This is a genomic window from Candidatus Symbiopectobacterium sp. NZEC151 (assembly GCF_025962655.1).
GTDB lineage: Bacteria > Pseudomonadota > Gammaproteobacteria > Enterobacterales > Enterobacteriaceae > Symbiopectobacterium.
Window position 1 is genome coordinate 81,707 of the sequence record NZ_JAGFPE010000006.1, and the last position, 21,495, is coordinate 103,201.

A 21,495-nucleotide genomic window follows, 5' to 3' on the forward strand; every position below is an offset into this window, starting at 1 on the left:
CGACGAGGGGCCATTATGGGGTACATCCATGTACCCCACCCTACGGGCCAGCGCACACGCTGTTCAAATTTGCTCCAGGCAAATTTGTCGGCGGCTTACGCCGCTACGACCCCATCGCCGTACTTCACCTAACAACGGACTTTGTCATCCGTCTGGAGACGACGAGAAAGTGTCTGCAACCTTACTTGGTGGACTGCTCGAAGCGACGCAACAGTACGTTGCCGCGCTCAACCGCCGTATCCAAGGCTTGCTGCGGCGTTTTCTTACCGGTCCAGACGCTTTCCAGCTCTTCATCCACGATGGTACGGATCTGCGGCATATTGCCTAAGCGCAGCCCTTTGGTGAACGCCAACGGCGGCTTGTTCAGCATTTGACGCGTCGCAATGTCCGCACCGGGGTTCTTCTCATAGAAACCCTGCTGTTTGGTCAGCTCATACGCGGCGGTGGTGATCGGCAGATAGCCGGTCTTCTGGTGCCATTCGGCGGCCATTTCCGGCTGCGCCAGGAACTGCATAAACTGCGCTACGCCTTTGTAAGTGGCATCGTCTTTGCCGCCCATCACCCACAGGCTGGCACCGCCGATAATGGCGTTCTGCGGCGCGTTCGGCACCTCAGCGTCATACGGCATCATTCCTACGCCATAGTTGAATTTGGCATGCGCGCGGATATTCGCCAACGAACCGGACGATGCGGTAGTAATGGCGCAATCACCGTTATAGAACTTCTCGGTCGACTCGTCCTTACGGCCGTAGTAGGTGAAGTCCCCTTTCTTGTTCATGTCCTGCAACAGCTGGATATGCTTGATTTGCGTCGGCTTGTTGAATTCCAGCACCGCATCCGTGCCGTCGAAGCCGTTATTCTTGCTGGCGATCGGCAACGCGTGCCAGGCGCTGAAGTTTTCAATCTGAATCCAGCCCTGCCAGCCGCTGGCGTAGCCGCACTTCATGCCCGCTGCGCGCAGCTTGGCCGTGTACTCCGCCATTTGCTGCCAGGTTTTCGGCGGTTGTTCCGGGTCCAGCCCGGCTTTTTTGAAGGCGTCTTTATTGTAGTAAAGCACCGGCGTTGAGCTGTTGAACGGCTGTGACAGCAGGTGTCCCGTTTTCGCGTCGGCGTAGTAACCGGAGACGGTCGGCACAAACACGCTCTCATCAAAGTCGATTCCGGCATCTTTAAATACCTGATACACCGGTTTGATCGCCTTGCTCGCCATCATGGTGGCGGTGCCCACTTCATACACCTGAAGGATGGCGGGCGCGTTACCGGTGCGGTAAGCCGCGATGCCCGCCGCCAGGCTCTGCTCATAGTTGCCTTTGTATACCGGCACAATTTTGACATCGGGGTGCGATTGGTTAAAACGCGTCGCCAGTGAATCCACCGTTTTTCCCAGTTCGCCTTCCATCGAATGCCAGAAAGGGATCTCGGTAACCGCGTGAGCGTTAGCGTGATACGCCAACGTCAGCGCCACCAGAACCGCCGCATTACGCAGCGTCCGTGTCTTAAGCGCGTTAAACATGCCTGTCTCCTGCCATAAAGGTGAGCACCTGTGCAAAGGGGTGCGTATCTTGGTCGAGGGGTAACATGGCACGGACGGATGACAGCAAGATAACCAAACGATGACACCCGCATGACACCCTGACCGTCACGCTCACGTAGCAGAATTACCGACAAGATTTGTGGCTCATATCGCGAATCGGGATAAATGTTTACCGGCAGGGTGCCGATACCAAAGTAATCATCTGTTTTTTTACTCATTACCGCGTGAAAACACACAGCGAACCTGCTTTACCGACAAACTCGAAAAAAAATGGGGAACCTATGCAGCGCATACGCAACATTAAGTTGGGAACATTACTCGGTAGTGGATTTGCTGCCGTGATCATTATCGGCGTGTTGGTGGCGGGCTTTGGCCGCATGCACCTCGCCGGTTTGGGCCAAACTACCGACGGCCTCGCCAAACAGCATCTGAATAACCTGTTTGTGTTACAGGAGCTGAAAGACAACCTGAACGTCACCATTAAAGCCACACTGCGCATGCTGCTGATGACAGACAAAAAAGAGCTGAGCGACAGCCAGGCATTGATCGAAAAAACCAGCGCGCAAAACGGCAAGTTAGTGGAAAAACTGGAAGCCAATCTGCACGCGAAAGAAGTGCGCGCCATTCTGAGCGAACTGCAACAAAACCGTGTTGCCTTTGCCAAACTCGGGCGTGAAGCCGTTGGTATGACCCTGACCGACCGTCAGGCGGAAGCGGCCATACTGGTTAAAGGCCAATTGGAACCGGTGCAAACCGCCATGTTTGGCAACCTCAACACCATGATCCAACTGCAAAAAGATCTCACCGCCCAGATAGCGACCAACGCCGTGGCTGAAGCGGAAGAGGATGGTAACAGTCTGCTGATCCTCGCGGCACTCTCCGCCCTGTTAGCCGCCGTTATCGCCTGGTTTATCACTCGCCATATTAAAAAGCTGCTGGGCGGCGAGCCGATCTACGCCATGCAGGTGGTGCAAGAGATTGCGCAGGGTAATCTGGCCGTTCCGGTAACGCTCGCCGACGCGGATAACAGCAGCCTGCTGGCCGCCATGAACCATATGCGCGACAGCCTGAGCAAACTGGTGATTCAGGTGCGTGAAAGCAGCGAGTCTATCTCGACCGGTGCCAGTGAAATCGCCGCAGGCAGCACCGATCTCAGCCAGCGTACCGAAGAGCAGGCTGCCAGCCTGCAACAAACGGCGGCCTCGATGGAGCAAATCAACCAGACGCTGCGGCAAAACACCGATACGGTACGCTCCGCCACCGAGCTTGCCAACACCGCCAGCAGCACCGCCGCCAAAGGTGGAGAGGCGGTGGGCAATATCGTGCGCACCATGACCGACATTCGCGACAGTTCCCACAAAATCAGCGACATTATCACCGTGATCGACGGGATTGCCTTCCAGACCAACATTCTGGCCCTGAACGCCGCGGTGGAAGCGGCGCGCGCCGGGGAGCAAGGCCGCGGCTTCGCCGTGGTGGCAGGCGAGGTTCGCTCGCTGGCACAGCGCTCGGCATCAGCGGCCAAAGAGATCAAAACCCTGATTCAAGACAGCGTTAGCCGCGTAGAAACCGGCTCGAAGCTGGTCACCGATGCCGGAGCAACCATCGATGAATTAGTACGTCAGTCGCGCCATGTGGCCGATATGATTGATGAGATTGGTGTCACCACCCGGGAGCAGGGTTCTGGCATCCACCAGATCAATGATGCTATCACCCAACTGGATCAGGTCACGCAACAAAACGCGGCGTTGGTGGAGGAATCCAGCGGGGCGGCGGAGAGCCTGAACGATCAGGCGCGCCATCTGGTCGAACTGATGAGCGCCTTTCAGGTAGAGGGTGGCGCATTCCAGTACCGCGCGTCACCACGTACCTCAGCAACCCCCATAGCGCTGGGATATAAATAACCGCACCACGCTGCGATGTCGCCCTCATCGGCGGCATCGCTCACCGCGACATACCAGAGAAAAAATACCGCCAACGTGATACTGAATCCCCCTTGCGCGAAAGCGTCATTCTTTTTTCTTAAGTCAAATTAAAGGAGTATTTGATTACATCAATAACAAAATCACAAAACAAAAAGAAAATAAATCGGTAACCTATCAGTCAGTATTATTCCCCTTATCTGCACACTTACCTCTTTTTAGCCGTTTATTTTTCCTTAAATATTCCTAATAATGGCGCGTTATTTCGCCCAACAAAAAAATAGCGTGCCCCACGGCCGCTATTTGCATAAAGCATCCCTCCCCCTATGGCGTAAATACGGCATTACAGAAATTCGCATCCCACAGGAAATTGTTTAATTAAGGAGCGTTATGCGCATTATAAAAACCATGAAGATCGGCACCCTATTAGTCGCGGGCTTTAGCGGCGTCATTATTATCGGTCTGTTGGTCGCCATTTTAGGCCGGTCACAACTGGTATCCCTGGGAAATAATATGGAGACGCTCTCCAGCGACTCACTGGCCAATCTGCTGCTGATTCAGGATGTGAAAAGCAGCTTTGACAGTGTCGCTCGTACTGTGCGCAACATCGCCCTACAGCCGGACCGGCAAAAAAGGTTGGAGGAAAAACAGCTTGTTGATGAGCGGATCGCCCACAACACCGCCGTTTTAGCTACGTTGGATAAAAACCTGTCGACGCCTGCGGCTCGACAATCGATGGAACAGCTTAACCAAGCGCGCCCGGCCTACATACAGGCGGTTAACGAGGCACTGGCCTTGGGTCTCTCCGACGATCCCGCTGAACATGCACGCGCCGGGGACACCATTCTCAATCGCATGGTGCCTACGCAAAAGCCGGTATTTACCGCGCTGGACAGCATGGTGGAGGTGCAGAAAACGCAGGCGTTGGCAACGACCCAGAGCGCTATCGCGCAGGCCGACCGCGGCGGAAATCTGATCCTGACGCTGGCTATCGTGGCGGCGCTGGTGGGAGCATTGGTCTCCTTTCTGGTCACCCGCACGCTACGCCAACAACTGGGCGGTGAGCTTGCCTATGCGACCCACATTGCACAGCAGGTTGCCCAAGGCAATCTGGCAGTGGAGATTACGCTGCGTGCCAACGATGACCGCAGTATGCTGGCCTCGATGAACGAGATGCGCAATAGCCTGAGCGACATGGTGGATCAGGTGCGTCAAAGCAGTGAGGCCATCGCAACAGGCTCCAGCCAGATTGCCGCAGGCAGTGCCGATCTCAGCCAACGCACGGAAGAGCAGGCCGCCAGCTTGCAACAAACCGCCGCCGCCATGGAACAGATTAGTCAAACGGTACGCCAAAACGGCGAGACCGTTCGCAACGCCACGCAATTAGCCAATCAGGCCAGCACTACGGCCGCTCAGGGCGGTGAAGCCGTCAACCATATTGTGTCTACCATGAAGGATATCGCCGCCAGTTCCAGCAAGATCGGCGATATTATCGGTGTCATTGATGGCATTGCCTTTCAGACCAATATTCTGGCGCTGAACGCTGCGGTAGAAGCGGCGCGCGCCGGTGAGCAAGGGCGCGGCTTCGCCGTGGTTGCCGGGGAAGTTCGCTCACTGGCGCAACGTTCAGCGTCTGCGGCCAAAGAGATCAAAACGCTGATTAACGACAGCGTTGAGAAGGTGGATAGCGGCTCGCAGCAGGTTGAGCATGCGGGCGCAACCATTGAGGCATCCGTGCGTCAGGCGCACAACGTCGCCAATCTGATTGCCGAAATAGGCGTTACCACGCAGGAACAGGAATCGGGCATCGCACAAATTCATGATGCGATTTCACAGCTCGATCAGGTGACACAGCAAAACGCCGCGTTGGTGGAAGAATCAGCCAGCGCCGCCGACAGCCTTAACGAGCAGTCGGCCAACCTGGTTGATTTGATGCGCGTATTTCGCTTGCGCGCAGACAATCAGGTACCACGCCAATCGTTACCGCCGCAGGCACCAATAAAAACCCGCGTAACACCGACGCCCAGGCTAACGCAGGGCGCACAGTGGGAACGTTTCTAACCTAATCACAGTGGCTCCCGACACGGTATGTCATGGCGGGAGCTTCGCACCAATGAAAAGTACGTTTTTTTGATAATTTATATTGTCGCTTACTAAGCAAAATTAAATGGGCCGTGAGCCCGTACACGGGAAAATATTTTCCTTAATACAGCACAATATCTTTCAGCATTAACCCAAGCTGATGCCCCATTCTATTATTTACCGATTTTTCTCACGCTTATCTTTTCAGCACATATCCATTAATAATCATGCACAAGACGCGCGTTAAGGACGCAGCCACACATCAGGACGCTTTACCCTAAATAATTCGAGTTGCAGGAAGGCGGCAAGTGAAGGAATCCCGATGAGCTTACTCAGGTAAGTGATTCGGGTGACAAATCTGCCGGGAGCAGATTTGAACGCCGCTTGCGGCGGCCTCGTAAGAGGTGAGGCCCAGGGATGGGCCGAATAACGGACGCAGCCAACGCACCTGCAACTTGAAGTATGACGGGTATATAAGGAATAGGGACACTTATGCGATTTATTAAAACGATGAAAGTCAGCACCATGTTGGGCTCGGGCTTTGCGTCAGTGATTATCATCAGCCTGTGCGTGGCCATTCTTGGTCGCTCTCAGTTGATATCACTGGGCAATGATATGGAACTGCTCGCCAACCGTTCACTCAATAATCTGTTACTCACTCAGGAATTAAAAACCGGATTCGATGCTGTCGCCCGCTCAGTGCGCAATATGGCGCTGTATCAGGATCGTGCACGTAAACAGGAAGAGAAGCAGGTGATTGATACCACGATTGCCCGCAATACCGAGCTTCTGGAGACGCTGAATGACAACTCCACGCTCCCTGCTGGAAAGGCGTTATTGGCGCAGTTGGCCAAAATTCGTCCCGCGTATATGAATGCGGTGAAAGAAGCGGTAGCCCGGGAGCTCAGCGATAACCCGGAAGAAAAAATGAAGCTGGACGAGATGCGGCGCGCACAGTTACCGGTGTTCAAAACGCTGGATGATATGATTGATCTGCAAAAAAATCAGGCGATCAAGCTGGCCCAGCAAGCCATCGCGCAGGCTAATAATGGCGGAAACCTGATGTTGATTCTGGCGCTGCTGGCAACGGGATTGGGTGCGCTGATTGCGTTTCTGATCGCTTATACCTTGAGAAAACAGCTGGGTGGCGAGCCGGCCTATGCAACCCTCATTACCCAGCAAGTCGCTCAAGGGGATTTAGCCGCAGCGATTGCCCTGCGCCCTAACGACAGCAGCAGCATGCTGGCCGCCATGAACACCATGCGCAACAGTCTGAGCGCCATGGTGGAGCAGGTACGGCAAAGCAGCGAATCCATCGCCACCGGCTCCAACGAAATTGCCATCGGCAGTACCGATCTGAGTCAGCGCACGGAAGAACAGGCGGCTAATTTGCAGCAAACCGCCGCCGCGATGGAAGAGATAAGCCAGGCGGTGCGTCAAAACGCCGATGCAGTGCACAGTGCCGCACAGCTCGCCAACCAGGCCAGCGCCACGGCGGAAAAAGGCGGAGAAGCCGTTAACCAGATCGTGGCAACCATGAAAGCCATTACCACCAGTTCAGGCCAAATCAGCGATATTATCGGCGTGATTGATGGCATTGCATTTCAAACCAACATTCTGGCGTTGAACGCCGCCGTCGAGGCCGCCCGTGCGGGCGAACAAGGTCGCGGCTTTGCCGTGGTTGCCGGTGAGGTTCGCTCGCTGGCGCAGCGCTCCGCTTCCGCCGCCAAAGAAATCAAAACGCTGATCCATAACAGCGTAGAAACTGTCAATGCCGGCTCTACGCTGGTTGAAGAGACGGGCAGCACCATTGCAGCGTTAGTGGCGCAGGCAAGTGAGGTCGCCCATTTGATCGCCACCATCGGGGGAACCACGCGGGAGCAGGAATCGGGCATTGAGCAAGTTCACAGCGCGATCAATCAGCTCGATCGCGTGACACAGCAGAACGCTGCGCTGGTCGAACAGTCGGCCAGCGCGGCCGGAAGCCTGAACGATCAGGCAGCCCAATTGGTATCACTGATGCAAATGTTCCGCATTGCCTCAAGCGATAAGGCATTAGCGCCCCACACCATGCCGCAGAGTCCCCCTTCAGGGCGTGCACTCCCGCTACCGCAGGGTAGCCGGGAGAACTGGACACACTTTTAGCGTGTCCACCACATCACCGGCTTTCATAAACAACGGCGGTGCGCGACACCCTACTGGAGATGGTCAGTCAGGAACTGCCGTATCTGGTTCGACAACTGTGCTGAGGCGCGGTGTAGCGTAGCAAGCAACCGCTGAAAAACCAGCCTAGAACAGTGGACTCCCACCGCCATCATTCCCGCGCAGGCGGGAATCTCTTGCCGAAGAAACGCATTTATCCTGGCAGAGATCCCCGGCTTGCGCCGAGGATGACGAGAAGTAAAGTGGCTTTATCAGCAATCTCAACCACTCAACTTAGAGCGCGCGTTTCAGGCGAGCAACCGCCTCGTGCATCTGCTCATCCGTTGCGGTGGCAAACGAGAAACGCAGCGTGGCGTAATCAGGACGTTCCGGGAAGAAGAACTCACCCGGTACGAACACCACGCCCTGTTCCAGCGTTTTCTCCAGCCACTGCGTGGTGTTGAACGGCTCGCGGAAGCGCGCCCACAGGAACATGCCACCTTTGGGCTGGTTGAAGGTGATCACATCACCCAGCTCTTGTTCAATCAGCGATCCCAGCAGTTCACCCTTGTGCTTGTAGGCTTCGCGGATCTTGTCGATTTGGGTCGGCAAACGCCCCGACGCCAGATAGTACTCGGCGATGGTTTGCGACAACGAACTGGCGTGCAAATCCGCTGCCTGCTTGATGGTCGCCACTTTATGCAGCAGCCACTGCGGCAGGATCGCCCAGCCGAGGCGCAGGCCCGGTGCCAAAATCTTCGAGAAGGTGGAGGTGTAGATCACCGCATCGTTGTGACCCAGCATCTCTTGTCCCAGTTGGAACAGCGTCGGGTTACGCTCGTCGGTGAAACGCAGCTCACCGTAGGGGTCATCTTCAATGATCACAAAGCCATAGCGATCGGCCAGCGTAATCAACTGGCGACGACGCGCTTCGTTCAGCACCACGCCGCTCGGGTTACCAAAGTTTGGTACCAGATACACCGCTTTGATGCGCTGGGTGTGCAGCAGGGTTTCCAGTTCGTCCACCACCATGCCGTCTTTGTCGGATGCAACCGACATCACGCGCGCTTCCGCCAGCTCCAGCGTTTGCAGTGCCGCCAGATAGGTCGGGCGTTCCACCACCACCACATCATTCGGGTCAATCAGCGAACGCATTACCAGATCCAGCGCCTGCTGTGAGCCTGCCGTGACCACCATGTCGTCGGCGTGAGTTTTCACACCGCGCAGGGCGCACAGTTCGGCGATACGCACACGCAGCGTATCACTGCCTTCCGTCAAACCGTATTGAAACGCGTTTTTCGGCTGCTCGGTAATCGCACGCTGGGTCGCCTGGTTTAATCCTTCAAAATCGAACAAGGCATCTGAAGGAATTCCCCCAGCCAGAGAAATCACATGATCCATCTTGCTGTGTTTCAACAATTCCCGAATCGCCGAGCTTTTCAGCCTCGCCATACGCTGAGACAGTAATCCTTCCGTTGCCATTTTCATTCTCTTGATTCATCAGATAACACGATGGGCCAGACAACGCTGGCCCACCCAGACACTACGATTGTCGCGCAATAATGGCCGTTCAGACAGGGTTATCCACCGAGATAGGCAGAACGCACAGCCTCATTTGCCAGCAAGGCGGCACCGGTATCTTCCAATACTACCCGACCATTCTCCAGCACATAACCACGATCCGCCAATTTCAGCGCCTGATTCGCATTCTGCTCGACCAGGAAGATGGTCATCCCTTCTTCGCGCAGTTGAGCGATAGTATCAAAAATCTGCAAAATAATAATCGGTGCCAGCCCCAGAGAGGGCTCATCCAGCAGTAGCAAACGCGGTTGGCTCATCAAGGCGCGTCCGATAGCCAGCATCTGCTGCTCACCGCCGGACATGGTGCCGGAGCGCTGCGCACGGCGCTCATACAAACGCGGGAACAGATCGTATACCCGCGCAATGCGCGACTGATACTGCTCCTTGTCGGCAAAGAAGCCGCCCATTGCCAGATTCTCTTCCACTGTCATGCGCGAAAACACGCGGCGGCCTTCTGGCACAATGGCGATGGCTTCACGCATAATCTGCGCCGTCTGCCACTGGGTGATGTCTTTTCCATCATAAATGATGGAGCCCGCCGTCGCGCGCGGATCGCCGCACAGGGTGCCGAGCAGCGTGGTTTTTCCCGCGCCGTTGGCCCCAATCAGCGTCACGATTTCACCCTGTTCGATGTGCAGACTGACGTCATGCAGCGCCTGGATTTTTCCGTAGTGCGCCGAAACCTGATTAAATGACAACATAGTGCTTATCCTTCCCCGAGATACGCGCGGATCACGTCCGGGTTATTGCGAATTTCAACCGGTGTTCCCTGCGCCAGCGGCGTTCCCTGATTCACCACGTAGATGCGGTCGGAAATGCCCATCACCAGCTTCATATCGTGCTCGATCAGCAGCACCGACACCTGGTGACGATCGCGCAGTTCAGCAATCAGGTGATCCAGCTCTTCGGTCTCTTTCGGGTTCAGCCCGGCGGCGGGTTCATCCAGCATCAACACGTCCGGGCGCGTCATCATGCAGCGTACAATCTCAAGACGGCGCTGCTGACCGTAAGCCAGATTACCCGCCTGACGGTTTGCCAAATCAAGCAGACCAACGCGCTCCAGCCACATGGCACCCAGTTCCTGCGCTTCGGCTTCCGCGCGACGGAAACCCGGCGTTTTCAGCAGACCGGCAAACACGCCGCTTTTCAGGTGTTGATGTTGTGCCACCAGCAGGTTTTCAATCACCGTCATTTCGCGGAACAGACGCACATGCTGGAAGGTACGCACCACGCCCATGCGGGCAATCTGCTGTCCCGGCAGCCCTTCCAGATGGCGATCGCGCAGCATAATGGTGCCGCCAGTCGGACGATAAAAACCGGTCAGACAGTTAAATACCGTGGTTTTACCTGCGCCGTTCGGCCCAATCAGAGAAACGATTTCGCCCTGATTCAGGTCCAGTTCTACATTGTTGACCGCCAGCAGGCCGCCAAAGCGCATGGTCAGGCCACGAACCGACAATAAGGGTTGGGTACTCATGCCTGTTCTTCCTTCTTCTCAACCTTCAGCTTCATCTCCGGGCGCTTCATCGGCAACAGCCCTTGCGGACGCCAAATCATCATCAGCACCATCAAAGCACCCAGCAGCAGCATGCTGTACTCGTTCAGATCGCGCATCAACTCACGCGATACCACCAGCAGGATAGCCGCGAGGATCACTGCGAACTGAGAGCCCATACCGCCCAGCACCACAATGGCGAGCACGAACGCGGATTCAGCAAAGGTAAAGGATTCCGGACTGACAAACCCCTGACGCGCGGCAAACAGCGTGCCGGCAAAACCGGCAAACGCCGCACTGATGGTAAACGCCGTCAGTTTGATACGGGTTGGGCTCAATCCTAACGAACGACAGGCAATCTCATCGTCACGCAGCGCTTCCCAGGCGCGTCCCAGCGGCATACGCAGTAAGCGGTTGATGACAAACAGGGTGGCGATAACCAGCAGCAGCGCCACCAGATAGAGGAAAATGATGCGATCGCTGGGGTCATACTTCAGGCCAAACGTTTCGTGGAAGGTGCCCCAACCGCCTTCGCTGACGCGGCGGCTGAACTCCAGCCCAAAGAAAGTGGGTTTGGGAATCTGGCTGATGCCGTTCGGGCCACCGGTGAACTCAGTGTTGTTGAGCAGCAGGATACGCACAATTTCACCGAAACCGAGCGTCACAATCGCCAGATAGTCTCCGCGCAGGCGCAATACCGGGAAACCGAGCAGGAAACCGGACAATCCGGCCACAATCCCCGCCAGCGGCAGGCTCTGCCAGAAACCCAGCCCGTAGTAGTGGTTCAGCAAGGCGTAAGTATAAGCGCCAATGGCGTAGAAACCGCCGTAGCCCAGCACCAAAAGGCCTGAGAGACCGACCACGACGTTCAGGCCCAAGCCCAGCATGACGTAGATCAGCGTCAGCGTGGCAATATCCACCGAACCGCGCGACACCAAAAACGGCCAGACCACCGCAATGATAATCAGCACCGCCGCCAGCACTTTCTGACGCGGCGTACTGCCGTCAAAGCTCGGGAGCACCAGTGAGGAGCCACCGCCAGACAGTTTGCGCATTCCACTTTGGAAGAAAGGACGCAGCAGTTGGAAGAAGAACACCACCACGCAGCCAACGCCGATCAGGTTCCAGCGCACAGCATCCGCCCCGCGCACCACCAACCTGGTGCCATCCAAGCCCAGTTGCATTCCCATCAGGAACGCCGCCAGCACCAGCAGCGTGAACGCCGATATCACCGCATTTAACAGGTTGAGCTGTTTCATACTTTCTCAACCTCCGGGCGGCCCAGAATACCGGTTGGCATCACCAGCAGTACCACAATCAGCAACGCGAAAGAGACCACGTCTTTGTACTCCGTACTCAGGTAGGCACTGGTCAGCGCTTCCGCCACCCCCAGCACCAGGCCGCCAATCATGGCACCCGGAATGCTGCCGATCCCGCCTAACACTGCGGCGGTAAAGGCTTTCATGCCCGCCATAAAACCGATATAGGGGTTGATCACGCCGTAGAACTGGCCCAGCAATACGCCAGCGACCGCCGCCATCGCCGCGCCGATCACAAAGGTCAGCGAGATCACGCGGTCAGTGCTGATGCCCAGCAGGCTGGCCATTTTCAGATCTTCCGCGCAGGCACGGCAGGCGCGCCCCATGCGGGAATAGCGAATAAAGGTGGTTAACGCCAGCATGGTGATGAAGGTGACTACCCAGATGGTCACCTGCATGGTGGTAATGGTGGCGGCAAAGCCGTTGCTTTCTCCGACAACCAGTTGACCATGCACCAGCGTCGGCAGCGCCACATCGCGCGAACCTTGCGTCAGGCTGACGTAGTTTTGTAAAAAGATCGACATCCCGATGGCGGAAATCAGCGCAATCAGGCGTTTGGAGTTGCGCACCGGTTTATAGGCTACCCGTTCGATGCTCCAGCCGTAAGCACTGGCGATCACAATGGCCGCGATAAATCCGGCACCGATCAGCACCCAGCTGACGTCGATACCCATCATCATCAGTGCAGCAATAACGATAAAAGAGACATAGCTACCGATCATGTAGACCTCGCCGTGGGCGAAGTTGATCATGCCGATAATGCCGTAAACCATGGTGTAGCCAATGGCAATCAGCGCATAGGTGCTGCCCAACGTCACGCCGTTGAACATTTGCTGAAGGAAATAGAGGAACTGCTCGGACATACCTTTACCTTAGAATTAACCCTTACACCTTAAGATTTTGCCCCCACGGCCTGAAGGCGGTGGGGGCATCGGTGTTCAGGAACTGAGTGGGCGGCAGCGATTATTTTGCGCTAGAAGTGCCGTCTGCATGCCACTCGAAGATGCCAAATTCAAACCCTTTCAGGTCACCCTTTGTATCCCAGCTCAACGGGCCCATTACCGTCTCTACGGTGTTGGCTTTCAGGTCTTTTGCGATAGCTTCCGGTTCCGCACCGCTACGTTCCATCGCGGTGGTCAGAGACTGCAACGCGGCGTAGGTGGTCCAGACGAACGGCCCGGTCGGATCCAGTTTTTTCGCTTTCAGCGCATCGACGATCGGCTGGTTGGCAGGAACCTGGTCATAACGTTTCGGCAGGGTTACCAGCATGCCTTCAGACGCCGCGCCCGCGATGTTGGACAGCGAGGAGTTACCTACCCCTTCCGGTCCCATGAATTTGGTGGTCAACCCCGCCTGACGCGCCTGACGCAGAATCTGGCCCATTTCCGGGTAGTAGCCGCCGAAGTAAACGAAATCCACGTTCTCTTTCTTCAAACGTGCGACCAGCGTGGAGAAATCTTTGTCCCCGGCGGTGACGCCTTCAAACAGCACCACGTTGGCACCCGCTTTTTTCAGGCTGTCCTGAACAGAACGCGCCAGACCTTCACCGTACTGCTGTTTGTCGTGCACCACGGCGATACGCTGCGGTTTGATGGTATTGACGATGTAGTTAGCGGCAGTCGGACCCTGATCGGAATCCAGACCGGTGGTGCGCAGCACCAGCTTGTAACCACGGGTGGTCAGATCCGGTGCCGTCGCCGCCGGCGTAATCATCAGCACGCCTTCGTCTTCATAGATATCGGAGGCAGGCTGGGTAGACGAGGAGCACAGGTGGCCAATCACGTAACGGATGCCGTCGTTAATCACTTTGTTGGCAACGGCAACGGCCTGTTTCGGGTCACACGCATCGTCATATTCGACGGCAACCAGCTTGTTGCCCTTCACGCCGCCTTTGGCGTTGATGTCAGCAATTGCCTGACGCGCACCGATAAACTCCATGTCACCGTACTGTGCAACCGGGCCAGACATGGCACCGACCACGGCAACCTTGATATCTTCTGCATGGGCCATCTGTGCGAACGCTGCTGCCATACACCCTAACAGTACGACTTTACCTTTAGCTACTTTCATTCGATTCACCCTATCTGTCGTTATGGAGTACGCCTGCAAACCTGTATCAACCCGCCATACTCAATCTTTTTCTTATAAGTAAGAACAGGTTAGGCTTTTTATTAGCTATACTTCGCTAATAAGGCGTTATTTTTCATGTCATTAAACAGGAATTTTATGCTGCAAATCAACTCCCGCAATCAGAAACAAGCGGTGTAAACAGCATAAAATACCAGCCTTATAAGCCACTATTTATTTTATACATAGTTAGTTATGCTGCTTTATGCAGCGATGGGCAACTCAATACTCGAAAAATCATCGGCGAGGAAAACATTTTCCCTATTAACCGTACAGAAAAACTTACACAACTGTTTATCTACATCACTACTACATTATGCTTTAGGCTACAGCTATGCTTTATGCAAACGCATTGAGAGGGTTATCGAAATGAAGCTCGCCGTCGAATGTCTCTCGTTATTCAGCGACCAGGATAGAATTGATCTCGCCAAGATTTGGCCTCACCAGAATCTCGACCTGCTGGAACAGAGTCTTAACCTGCACCAGCGCCTGTTCGCATCCCGCTTCAATGACCGCTTACTGGCAGCGGTGATGGTGGAGATTGATGGCGAATACGCGGAACTCGATGACCTGATGGTCAGAGAAGCCACGCGCCGCCGTGGTGTCGGCTTGCACCTGATTCAGGAGGTAGTGCGCCAGTTACCGGGCGTGAAAGAATTTTGGCTGACCGCCGCAGATCACGCTGGCGTCAACGAAGCCGTGCTGGATCGCTTTATGGAAAGCTGTGGATTCTTTCCGGTGTCAGGAGGGTGGCTCTACACGCGAAGTTAACCGCTAACAACGGGGAACCTCTCCCCAATACGGCAACGGAGCCATGCCGAACCAATACGCGGGCCGCGATGGCACAACGCACGCGTATTGGCATTGTCCATCAACACCAGAGGCTCATTTCACCCTCTCTAAAAATCGCTTCTTCCATCAAGAAAACCCATTCCCTGAATAGCGGATCGGGTATATTTCCCCTTACCTACCCCACTGGAAAATTATCTGATGCAGATTAGATCTGTGAGTATGGACACGCGTAACCCTATTCCAAAACATAATATGTCCTTTATTAGTACCTACAATAAGAACTTATTAAAGTTTCAGAAAGACATTGAAAACCAGCCGGAAATGGCTGAGGAAACACGGCGAGAAATTAATAAAAAATTACGAACCGCCATAAAAGAAATCACTGAATTTTATGGTAAAAAAATAGAAAATGGGATAAATCCGGCTGCCGTGGCAATGAAAAACCTACAGTTGTTACGCATTAAATATTCGCTTACGGCAATAAAGTGTGGGGACACTGATTGGGAAGCGTTTCAAATATCGGAGTTTTTACATCGTAATATCGATGATTTTATAAAATCCTCCCATTGCACGTTAACGCTGGATGAGCAAACCACGCAGCGGATTGATTCAACGCTCAGAAATACCGTCTGGCTAAGTTGCCTTTATAATTTCTCCCGAGAACTCGTCTACCAAAACATAGACGCGCCACAGAACAGAGAAAATAAACTCTTCTATGGCGTATTCACCCGTTTAAGAACAACCGGCGTGCCCGGTAGTCTGGCCTGTGTTATCGCCAACGCACAGGCGGCGCTGACGTTATGTCGGCTCTCGTTCGGTGAGGAATGCGCACAGCAGGATGCACTGTATTGTGACGTAAAGGAGGTTGTCGAATTTTATGATGACTATCTGCAAGCCCGGCAGTCGGGAGAAGAAGTGAGCTTTCTGATGCAAAATGCCTATTTCAAACGTGAAAAAACCTTGATCCCTGCTGATACCAAACATGATATCGCCGTTAGCTACTATGAACAGGTCACTGAATATCTGTAACATCGCACAGCGCAGGCATAAAAAAACGACCGGCATCTGCCGATCGTTTTTCTTGTGAAGCGCGGATGTTATGCAGCGCTGAACTTATCGTCAGGCCTCAATCGCTGCCCGCAGTTTCTTCATGGCGTTTTTCTCTAACTGACGCACACGTTCTGCGGAAACGCCGTATTGATCGGCCAGTTCCTGCAAGGTGGATTTGTTGTCATCATCCAACCAGCGCGCCCGGATAATATGCTGGCTGCGTTCATCCAGCCCTTCCAACGCGTAGGCGAGCTTATCCGCAGCGTGGTTATCCCAGTTATCTTCTTCGATACCATCGGCGAAATCAGACGATTTATCCTGAAGATACAGCATGGGTGCCATCGCCTGACCATCATGCGGTTCATCATCCGGAGCCGGATCGAACGTCATGTCCTGCGCGGCCATACGCGATTCCATCTCACGCACATCTTTGCTGGTGACACCCAATTCACGGGCCACCAGTTCGACTTCGTCCTGATTAAACCAGCCCAGACGCTGTTTGGTCTTACGCAGGTTGAAGAACAGCTTGCGCTGCGCTTTAGTGGTCGCGACCTTGACGATACGCCAGTTACGCAACACATATTCGTGAATTTCGGCCTTGATCCAGTGCACGGCAAAGGACACCAGACGCACACCCATTTCCGGGTTGAAGCGGCGCACCGCTTTCATCAGGCCGATATTGCCTTCTTGAATCAGGTCTGCCTGGGGCAATCCGTAACCGGCGTAGGTGCGGGCTACGTGAATCACAAAGCGCAGATGCGACAGGATCAGCGCTTTCGCCGATTCCAAATCGCCCTCGTAATGCAGCCGTTCAGCCAGTGCCCGCTCTTCCTCCGCCGTCAGCATCGGATAGGCGTTGGCGGCACGAATATACCCTTCCAGACTGCCCTGGGGAACTAAGGTGAAAGTTTGCATATCTTTGGTCATTCGACCCCTCTTCAATTACGCGTGACTGAATAAAATACCGCTTTACACATCACATTAAGTACAACAAAACCGATAAACCTGACTGCCGCTTCGGCACAAGAACTTTGACCATGGCGGATGCCACGAGTTCCTTCTCTTCATCGACTGATCCTATTTTATCGCCTGACGGCGACAGATCAAGGCGAACCTGTCGATGATGTTGCCCAACGCTCGGCACGCCAGGGCACCAGAAAATCCTACCAGAAAAAAGTCATTCTGGTGTAAAGCGACGTAAATGTTGTACGGTTGCCAGCCATGCCGCCAACCAGCCAATCATTCCGGCAATCAACAGCAGCAGTAGTGATTCGTCCCAACTGAGCCCGGTCACGGCAAAGCGTGTCCCAAATACCGTCGCGACCTGATCGACCACGGCAGAGAGTTTCCAGACCAGCGCCTGCGACAAAATCAGCGACAGCAACGCACCACCGCCGCCCAACAAGGCACCGCCGTTGAGGAACGGACGTAAAATAAACCCGTCCGTCGCCCCTATCAGCTTCATGACATTGATGGTTTCACGGCGGCTGAAAATACTCAGACGCACGCTATTACCGATGACCAGGAACACGGCAACAATCATCAGGATACCGATGGTAGCCGCCACCTGACCCACCAGTGAGGTCAGCGCCACCAGGCGGGCAAACCAGCTATCATCCATACGCACTTCACTGACGCCGTGCACCGCCGCCACGCGATCGCGCAGCGAAGTCAGCGTCTGTGAGCTTTGGAAGTTTAGCTTCGGCGTAATGATGGCAACGGCAGGCAACGGATTCTCTTCCAGCATGTCCAGCGCACCGCCGAAGCCGGACCAGTTGCGGAACTCGCCCATCGCTTCATCACGGGACAGGTAGTTGACCTTCTCCACCCCGTCCTCAGCCTGAAGGGTGTTAATCACGCCCTGCGCCGCATCATTATCCAACGCTTTATCCAGATAGACCGTCAACTGCGGCGTGGGATACCACTGCTCCGCCGCTTGACTGACGTTTTTCCACACCAGATAACAGATACTCGGCAAGGTCAGGGAGATGGCAATCACCATCACAGTCAACAACGTCGCCAGCGGCTGGCGCAGCATATCCGCCAGCGTATTATCCCAGGCATAGCGCCACTGCTCTTGCCAGCCACCGCGCAGTGCTTTTTCCTTACTCACGCGGGGCTTCGCGTTACGGGAATTAGTCGCCATAAACGCCTCCCAGCATACGTCCTTGCGACAGCGTCAGTACGCGATACTGACGGCTGGCAATCAGCGTCGTGTCATGCGTTGCCATCAGCACCGTGACGCCAACGCGGTTAAATTCTTCAAACAGGCGCAAAATATCCTGAGACAGCGCATTGTCCAGGTTACCGGTCGGTTCATCCGCCAGCAGCACCGTCGGTTTGTTCACCACCGCGCGGGCAATGCCTACGCGCTGCTGTTCACCGCCTGACAATTGAATCGGGTAGCTCTTGGCTTTATCCAGCAAGCCCACCTTATCGAGTGCGGCAGACACGCGGCGGCGGATATCTTCACTGCTCGCCCCGGCAATAATCAGCGGCATCGCCACGTTATCGTAGACGGTACGATCCATCAGCAGATGGTGATCCTGAAAGATCATGCCGATCTGGCGGCGCAAGAAGGGCACCTCCTGCTTTTTCAAGCGGCTGATATTGTGCCCGCTAAACAAAATCTGGCCCGCGCTTGGGCGCTCTATGCCACAAATCAATTTCAGCAGGGTACTTTTCCCGGCACCGGAATGGCCCGTCAGAAACGCCATCTCCCCAGGGAGCAGATGGAAATCCACCCCCTGCAACGCCTGACGTCCACCGAGATAAGCCTTACTGACTTGTTCAAAGCGAATCATCCGTTTTCATCCTCTCGGGCAAGCTGTTCATCCTCACGAGACATCAGTCTTCGCGGGCAAAAAGCGCCTCAATAAAATCGTCAGCCTTAAAGGGACGCAAATCATCAATACCTTCCCCTACCCCAATATAGCGGATAGGGATGCCAAACTGATCGGCGATGGCGAAGATCACCCCGCCTTTCGCGGTGCCGTCCAGCTTGGTCAGGGTGATGCCGGTCAAGCCGACAGCATCGTTAAACAGTTTCGCCTGGCTGACGGCGTTTTGCCCGGTGCTGGCGTCCAGCGTCAACATGATTTCATGCGGCGCAGACTCATCCAGTTTTTTCATCACGCGGACAATTTTTTTCAATTCTTCCATCAGGTGCGCTTTGTTCTGCAAGCGCCCTGCGGTATCGGCGATCAGCACGTCAGCACCGCGCGCTTTCGCCGCCTGAATGGCATCAAAAATCACCGAAGCGGAATCCGCCCCCGTATGCTGCGCGACCACGGCCACGTTGTTGCGCTGACCCCAGACCTGCAACTGCTCCACGGCAGCGGCACGGAAGGTATCCCCGGCAGCCAGCATCACCGATTTACCCTGTGCCTGGAACTGACGCGCCAGCTTACCGATGGTGGTGGTTTTACCGACGCCGTTAACGCCCACCATCAGGATCACGTAAGGGGTATGCCCATCAACGTTGAGCGGTTCGTCCACCTTGTTAAGGATAGCGCCCATCTCTTCTTTCAGTTTCACCAACAGCGCATCGGCATCTTTCAGTTGCTTACGGCTGGCGTGCTCTGTCAGGTCGGTAATAATCTTGCGCGTGGTTTCCACGCCGACATCAGCAATCAATAATTGCTCTTCCAGTTCTTCAAACAGATCGTCGTCGATTTTCTTACCGCGAAACAATCCGATAAATCCGGAACCGAGATTTTCTCGGGTTTTTACCAGACTGCGCTTCAGTCGAGCGAAAAAGCCCTCTTTGGTCGGTCTTTCCTGCTCCTGTGCGACGGGCACTGGCTCAGCAACGTTCTCCGCTGCTTGCGTTATCTCTTGCTCATCTATCTCTTGTTCATTGCCACGGTCTTGCGGTTGCAGAACATCTTGTGGTGGCAGGCTGTGCTGCGATTCAGGAATCTCCGGCACTTCTGCACGCACTGACGATTCTGCACCCTGTGTCGTCTCAGCAGTTTCAACGATATCAGCGATGCGCGGCGATTCTGGCTGCTGTGCGACCGCTTGCTCATGCGCCTGCGCGGCGTGAACCTCAGGCTGCACATCAGGTTCGTCGTTTGGCGTCTCGGTGTGAACCTCCGAGACCACAGGCACATCACTGTCCTGAGGCTGCGCCACATCCTGCTGCTGTTCTGCCGCTTGCGGTTGCTCAGTACGTTCCTCTTCCTGACGTCCTAATCCCAGCCAGGAAAAGAAACCGCGTTTTTTCTCTTTTGTCATATCGCAATCGCGCCCCATGCAGCTGCTCACAGCAGCGCTTAAATAATTGAAGTCAATAGCCCGGTCAGGGGCGAGCCCAGAGTCTACCACTTTCCGCCCGGCAGCAACACGCACCATGGCAGGGCAGGTGGCGACAATCTCGGTAACCAAGTATGTCATCCCGATAACCGGGTAGGTCAAAACCGCGCGCCACCGCAGAGAAACCTGATATTAACATTTCTTCCCCTGCTAACCCTCGTTAGAATAGCGGTTACCTATTACCGATAGCGAATCTCAGCACCCGGCAAACCGGTGTTCTACAGTAAACAGACGATGGCAAAAAAAAATGCACCTGCACAGGCAGGCCAAATCCGCATCATTGGCGGCCAGTGGCGCGGACGAAAGCTGCCCGTGCCAGACAGCCCTGGGCTGCGTCCCACCACCGATCGCGTTCGTGAAACGCTGTTTAACTGGCTTGCGCCGGTCATTCAGCAGGCCCGTTGCCTGGATGGCTTCGCAGGCAGTGGCGCACTGGGGTTTGAAGCGCTGTCGCGCTACGCGGCACATGTCACCCTGCTGGAAAACGAACGCGGCATCGCCCGGCAACTGGAACAGAATGCGGTGCTGTTGAAAGCGAACAACGCTCGCATCATCAATACCAATACCTTGAACTGGCTGGCGCAGAGCGGTGAACCCTATGACGTGGTGTTTCTCGATCCCCCCTTTCGCCGGGATTTATTGAACCAGACGCTCAGTTTGCTGGAACAGCAGGGCTGGCTGGCACCCGAGGCGTGGATTTATGTGGAAACCGAGGCCGAAAATGGCGAGCTCGAGATCCCCGTTACCTGGACGCTACACCGCGAAAAAGTGGCAGGGCAAGTGGCTTACCGGCTGTATGTCCGCCAGGCTACGCCCACACAGCATGAAGAGGCAGAAGATGATTTGGATTAACCTGGGTCGGATATTGATGATCGGTGTGTGGGGCTTTTTAATCACCAACCTGATTGCGCCCTTTCCCCGCCCGCTGAACATCTTCATGATGGTTGCAATGGGGTTTACGCTGTTGATGCACGGTTTTCAGGTGCTGTTGTTACGCGCCAGCCACGGTAAAGAACAGGGGCCACTGAGCCGCGCGCTGGAAGCACGTATTTTTCTGTTCGGCGTATTTGAACTGCTGGCGTGGCAAAAAAAGATGAAGGGTGTCCAGCCCACTAGCGGGACAAAAAAATAGTC

18 protein-coding genes are annotated in these 21,495 nt (G+C 54.9%); 7 read left to right on the forward strand and 11 right to left on the reverse strand.

Annotated elements, in window-relative coordinates:
* Nucleotides 1–181 precede the first annotated feature (181 nt).
* Nucleotides 182–1,513 (reverse strand): sn-glycerol-3-phosphate ABC transporter substrate-binding protein UgpB, encoded by a 1,332-nt coding sequence (gene ugpB, locus J5067_RS17525; protein WP_264651651.1) that lies wholly within the window; start codon nucleotides 1,511–1,513, stop codon nucleotides 182–184.
* Between the two features lie 302 nt (nucleotides 1,514–1,815).
* Between ugpB and J5067_RS17530 the strand changes: the two genes are divergently transcribed.
* The 3 genes from J5067_RS17530 to J5067_RS17540 all read left to right on the forward strand — a co-directional run bounded on the left by J5067_RS17530 (nucleotide 1,816) and on the right by J5067_RS17540 (nucleotide 7,683).
* Nucleotides 1,816–3,438, forward strand: coding sequence for a methyl-accepting chemotaxis protein (locus tag J5067_RS17530; RefSeq protein ID WP_264651652.1), 1,623 nt, complete (start codon nucleotides 1,816–1,818; stop codon nucleotides 3,436–3,438).
* 408 nt (nucleotides 3,439–3,846) lie between these two features.
* Nucleotides 3,847–5,517 carry a methyl-accepting chemotaxis protein gene (locus tag J5067_RS17535; protein WP_264651653.1) on the forward strand — a complete coding sequence of 557 codons (1,671 nt, stop codon included), beginning with the start codon at nucleotides 3,847–3,849 and terminating at the stop codon, nucleotides 5,515–5,517.
* 513 nt (nucleotides 5,518–6,030) lie between these two features.
* Nucleotides 6,031–7,683 carry a methyl-accepting chemotaxis protein gene (locus J5067_RS17540; protein WP_264651654.1) on the forward strand — a complete coding sequence of 551 codons (1,653 nt, stop codon included), beginning with the start codon at nucleotides 6,031–6,033 and terminating at the stop codon, nucleotides 7,681–7,683.
* Between the two features lie 291 nt (nucleotides 7,684–7,974).
* Here J5067_RS17540 and J5067_RS17545 read toward each other — a convergent pair whose 3' ends face one another.
* The 6 genes from J5067_RS17545 to J5067_RS17570 all read right to left on the reverse strand — a co-directional run bounded on the left by J5067_RS17545 (nucleotide 7,975) and on the right by J5067_RS17570 (nucleotide 14,145).
* The gene (locus tag J5067_RS17545; RefSeq protein ID WP_264645310.1) at nucleotides 7,975–9,162 is read right to left on the reverse strand and encodes a PLP-dependent aminotransferase family protein; all 1,188 of its coding nucleotides are present in this window, start codon (nucleotides 9,160–9,162) and stop codon (nucleotides 7,975–7,977) included.
* A 98-nt stretch (nucleotides 9,163–9,260) separates the two neighbouring features.
* A complete protein-coding gene (gene livF, locus J5067_RS17550; protein WP_222159097.1) occupies nucleotides 9,261–9,962 on the reverse strand; it encodes a high-affinity branched-chain amino acid ABC transporter ATP-binding protein LivF in 702 nt (233 codons plus the stop codon).
* A 5-nt stretch (nucleotides 9,963–9,967) separates the two neighbouring features.
* Entirely contained in the window at nucleotides 9,968–10,738 is a 771-nt protein-coding gene (gene livG / locus J5067_RS17555; RefSeq protein ID WP_264645162.1) for a high-affinity branched-chain amino acid ABC transporter ATP-binding protein LivG, read from the reverse strand.
* On the reverse strand, nucleotides 10,735–12,015 hold the full coding sequence (locus J5067_RS17560; protein WP_264645163.1) for a high-affinity branched-chain amino acid ABC transporter permease LivM: 1,281 nt from the start codon (nucleotides 12,013–12,015) through the stop codon (nucleotides 10,735–10,737). Before J5067_RS17560 ends, livG begins: the two co-directional genes overlap by 4 nt.
* Nucleotides 12,012–12,938 (reverse strand): high-affinity branched-chain amino acid ABC transporter permease LivH, encoded by a 927-nt coding sequence (livH, locus tag J5067_RS17565; protein ID WP_264626545.1) that lies wholly within the window; start codon nucleotides 12,936–12,938, stop codon nucleotides 12,012–12,014. Before livH ends, J5067_RS17560 begins: the two co-directional genes overlap by 4 nt.
* Before the next feature lie 100 nt (nucleotides 12,939–13,038).
* Nucleotides 13,039–14,145 (reverse strand): branched-chain amino acid ABC transporter substrate-binding protein, encoded by a 1,107-nt coding sequence (locus tag J5067_RS17570; RefSeq protein ID WP_264645164.1) that lies wholly within the window; start codon nucleotides 14,143–14,145, stop codon nucleotides 13,039–13,041.
* A 426-nt stretch (nucleotides 14,146–14,571) separates the two neighbouring features.
* Here J5067_RS17570 and panM point away from each other — a divergent pair, with 426 nt between their 5' ends.
* Together panM and J5067_RS17580 are read left to right on the forward strand one after the other, a co-directional pair.
* On the forward strand, nucleotides 14,572–14,973 hold the full coding sequence (gene panM / locus J5067_RS17575) for an aspartate 1-decarboxylase autocleavage activator PanM (RefSeq protein WP_264645165.1): 402 nt from the start codon (nucleotides 14,572–14,574) through the stop codon (nucleotides 14,971–14,973).
* Between the two features lie 234 nt (nucleotides 14,974–15,207).
* Nucleotides 15,208–16,023, forward strand: coding sequence for a hypothetical protein (locus J5067_RS17580; protein ID WP_264628414.1), 816 nt, complete (start codon nucleotides 15,208–15,210; stop codon nucleotides 16,021–16,023).
* 90 nt (nucleotides 16,024–16,113) lie between these two features.
* Here J5067_RS17580 and rpoH read toward each other — a convergent pair whose 3' ends face one another.
* From rpoH to ftsY, 4 genes are all read right to left on the reverse strand, one after another.
* Nucleotides 16,114–16,971 carry an RNA polymerase sigma factor RpoH gene (gene rpoH, locus J5067_RS17585; protein WP_264645168.1) on the reverse strand — a complete coding sequence of 286 codons (858 nt, stop codon included), beginning with the start codon at nucleotides 16,969–16,971 and terminating at the stop codon, nucleotides 16,114–16,116.
* Between the two features lie 250 nt (nucleotides 16,972–17,221).
* Nucleotides 17,222–18,190: a permease-like cell division protein FtsX gene (gene ftsX / locus J5067_RS17590; protein WP_264645169.1), complete on the reverse strand. Its 969-nt coding sequence runs from the start codon at nucleotides 18,188–18,190 to the stop codon at nucleotides 17,222–17,224.
* On the reverse strand, nucleotides 18,180–18,848 hold the full coding sequence (ftsE, locus tag J5067_RS17595) for a cell division ATP-binding protein FtsE (RefSeq protein ID WP_264645170.1): 669 nt from the start codon (nucleotides 18,846–18,848) through the stop codon (nucleotides 18,180–18,182). The genes ftsX and ftsE overlap by 11 nt, the downstream gene beginning before the upstream one ends.
* A 43-nt stretch (nucleotides 18,849–18,891) precedes the next feature.
* Nucleotides 18,892–20,283, reverse strand: coding sequence for a signal recognition particle-docking protein FtsY (ftsY, locus tag J5067_RS17600; RefSeq protein ID WP_264645311.1), 1,392 nt, complete (start codon nucleotides 20,281–20,283; stop codon nucleotides 18,892–18,894).
* A 312-nt stretch (nucleotides 20,284–20,595) separates the two neighbouring features.
* Here ftsY and rsmD point away from each other — a divergent pair, with 312 nt between their 5' ends.
* Nucleotides 20,596–21,213, forward strand: a complete 618-nt coding sequence (gene rsmD / locus J5067_RS17605) for a 16S rRNA (guanine(966)-N(2))-methyltransferase (RefSeq protein WP_264645171.1) — start codon at nucleotides 20,596–20,598, stop codon at nucleotides 21,211–21,213.
* The gene (locus tag J5067_RS17610) at nucleotides 21,200–21,493 is read left to right on the forward strand and encodes a DUF1145 family protein (RefSeq protein WP_264645172.1); all 294 of its coding nucleotides are present in this window, start codon (nucleotides 21,200–21,202) and stop codon (nucleotides 21,491–21,493) included. Before rsmD ends, J5067_RS17610 begins: the two co-directional genes overlap by 14 nt.
* Nucleotides 21,494–21,495 lie beyond the last annotated feature (2 nt).

Excerpts from the sequence above, each read along its gene's own strand:
- rsmD (WP_264645171.1), top strand. The coding sequence starts at position 20,596 with ATGGCAAAAAAAAATGCACCTGCACAGGCAGGCCAAATCCGCATCATT.
- J5067_RS17530 (WP_264651652.1), top strand. The coding sequence starts at position 1,816 with ATGCAGCGCATACGCAACATTAAGTTGGGAACATTACTCGGTAGTGGA.
- J5067_RS17540 (WP_264651654.1), top strand. The coding sequence starts at position 6,031 with ATGCGATTTATTAAAACGATGAAAGTCAGCACCATGTTGGGCTCGGGC.
- ugpB (WP_264651651.1), bottom strand. The coding sequence starts at position 1,513 with ATGTTTAACGCGCTTAAGACACGGACGCTGCGTAATGCGGCGGTTCTG.
- J5067_RS17610 (WP_264645172.1), top strand. The coding sequence starts at position 21,200 with ATGATTTGGATTAACCTGGGTCGGATATTGATGATCGGTGTGTGGGGC.
- J5067_RS17545 (WP_264645310.1), bottom strand. The coding sequence starts at position 9,162 with ATGGCAACGGAAGGATTACTGTCTCAGCGTATGGCGAGGCTGAAAAGC.
- J5067_RS17535 (WP_264651653.1), top strand. The coding sequence starts at position 3,847 with ATGCGCATTATAAAAACCATGAAGATCGGCACCCTATTAGTCGCGGGC.
- J5067_RS17570 (WP_264645164.1), bottom strand. The coding sequence starts at position 14,145 with ATGAAAGTAGCTAAAGGTAAAGTCGTACTGTTAGGGTGTATGGCAGCA.
- ftsY (WP_264645311.1), bottom strand. The coding sequence starts at position 20,283 with ATGACAAAAGAGAAAAAACGCGGTTTCTTTTCCTGGCTGGGATTAGGA.
- livF (WP_222159097.1), bottom strand. The coding sequence starts at position 9,962 with ATGTTGTCATTTAATCAGGTTTCGGCGCACTACGGAAAAATCCAGGCG.
- livH (WP_264626545.1), bottom strand. The coding sequence starts at position 12,938 with ATGTCCGAGCAGTTCCTCTATTTCCTTCAGCAAATGTTCAACGGCGTG.
- panM (WP_264645165.1), top strand. The coding sequence starts at position 14,572 with ATGAAGCTCGCCGTCGAATGTCTCTCGTTATTCAGCGACCAGGATAGA.
- J5067_RS17560 (WP_264645163.1), bottom strand. The coding sequence starts at position 12,015 with ATGAAACAGCTCAACCTGTTAAATGCGGTGATATCGGCGTTCACGCTG.
- livG (WP_264645162.1), bottom strand. The coding sequence starts at position 10,738 with ATGAGTACCCAACCCTTATTGTCGGTTCGTGGCCTGACCATGCGCTTT.
- ftsX (WP_264645169.1), bottom strand. The coding sequence starts at position 18,190 with ATGGCGACTAATTCCCGTAACGCGAAGCCCCGCGTGAGTAAGGAAAAA.
- ftsE (WP_264645170.1), bottom strand. The coding sequence starts at position 18,848 with ATGATTCGCTTTGAACAAGTCAGTAAGGCTTATCTCGGTGGACGTCAG.
- rpoH (WP_264645168.1), bottom strand. The coding sequence starts at position 16,971 with ATGACCAAAGATATGCAAACTTTCACCTTAGTTCCCCAGGGCAGTCTG.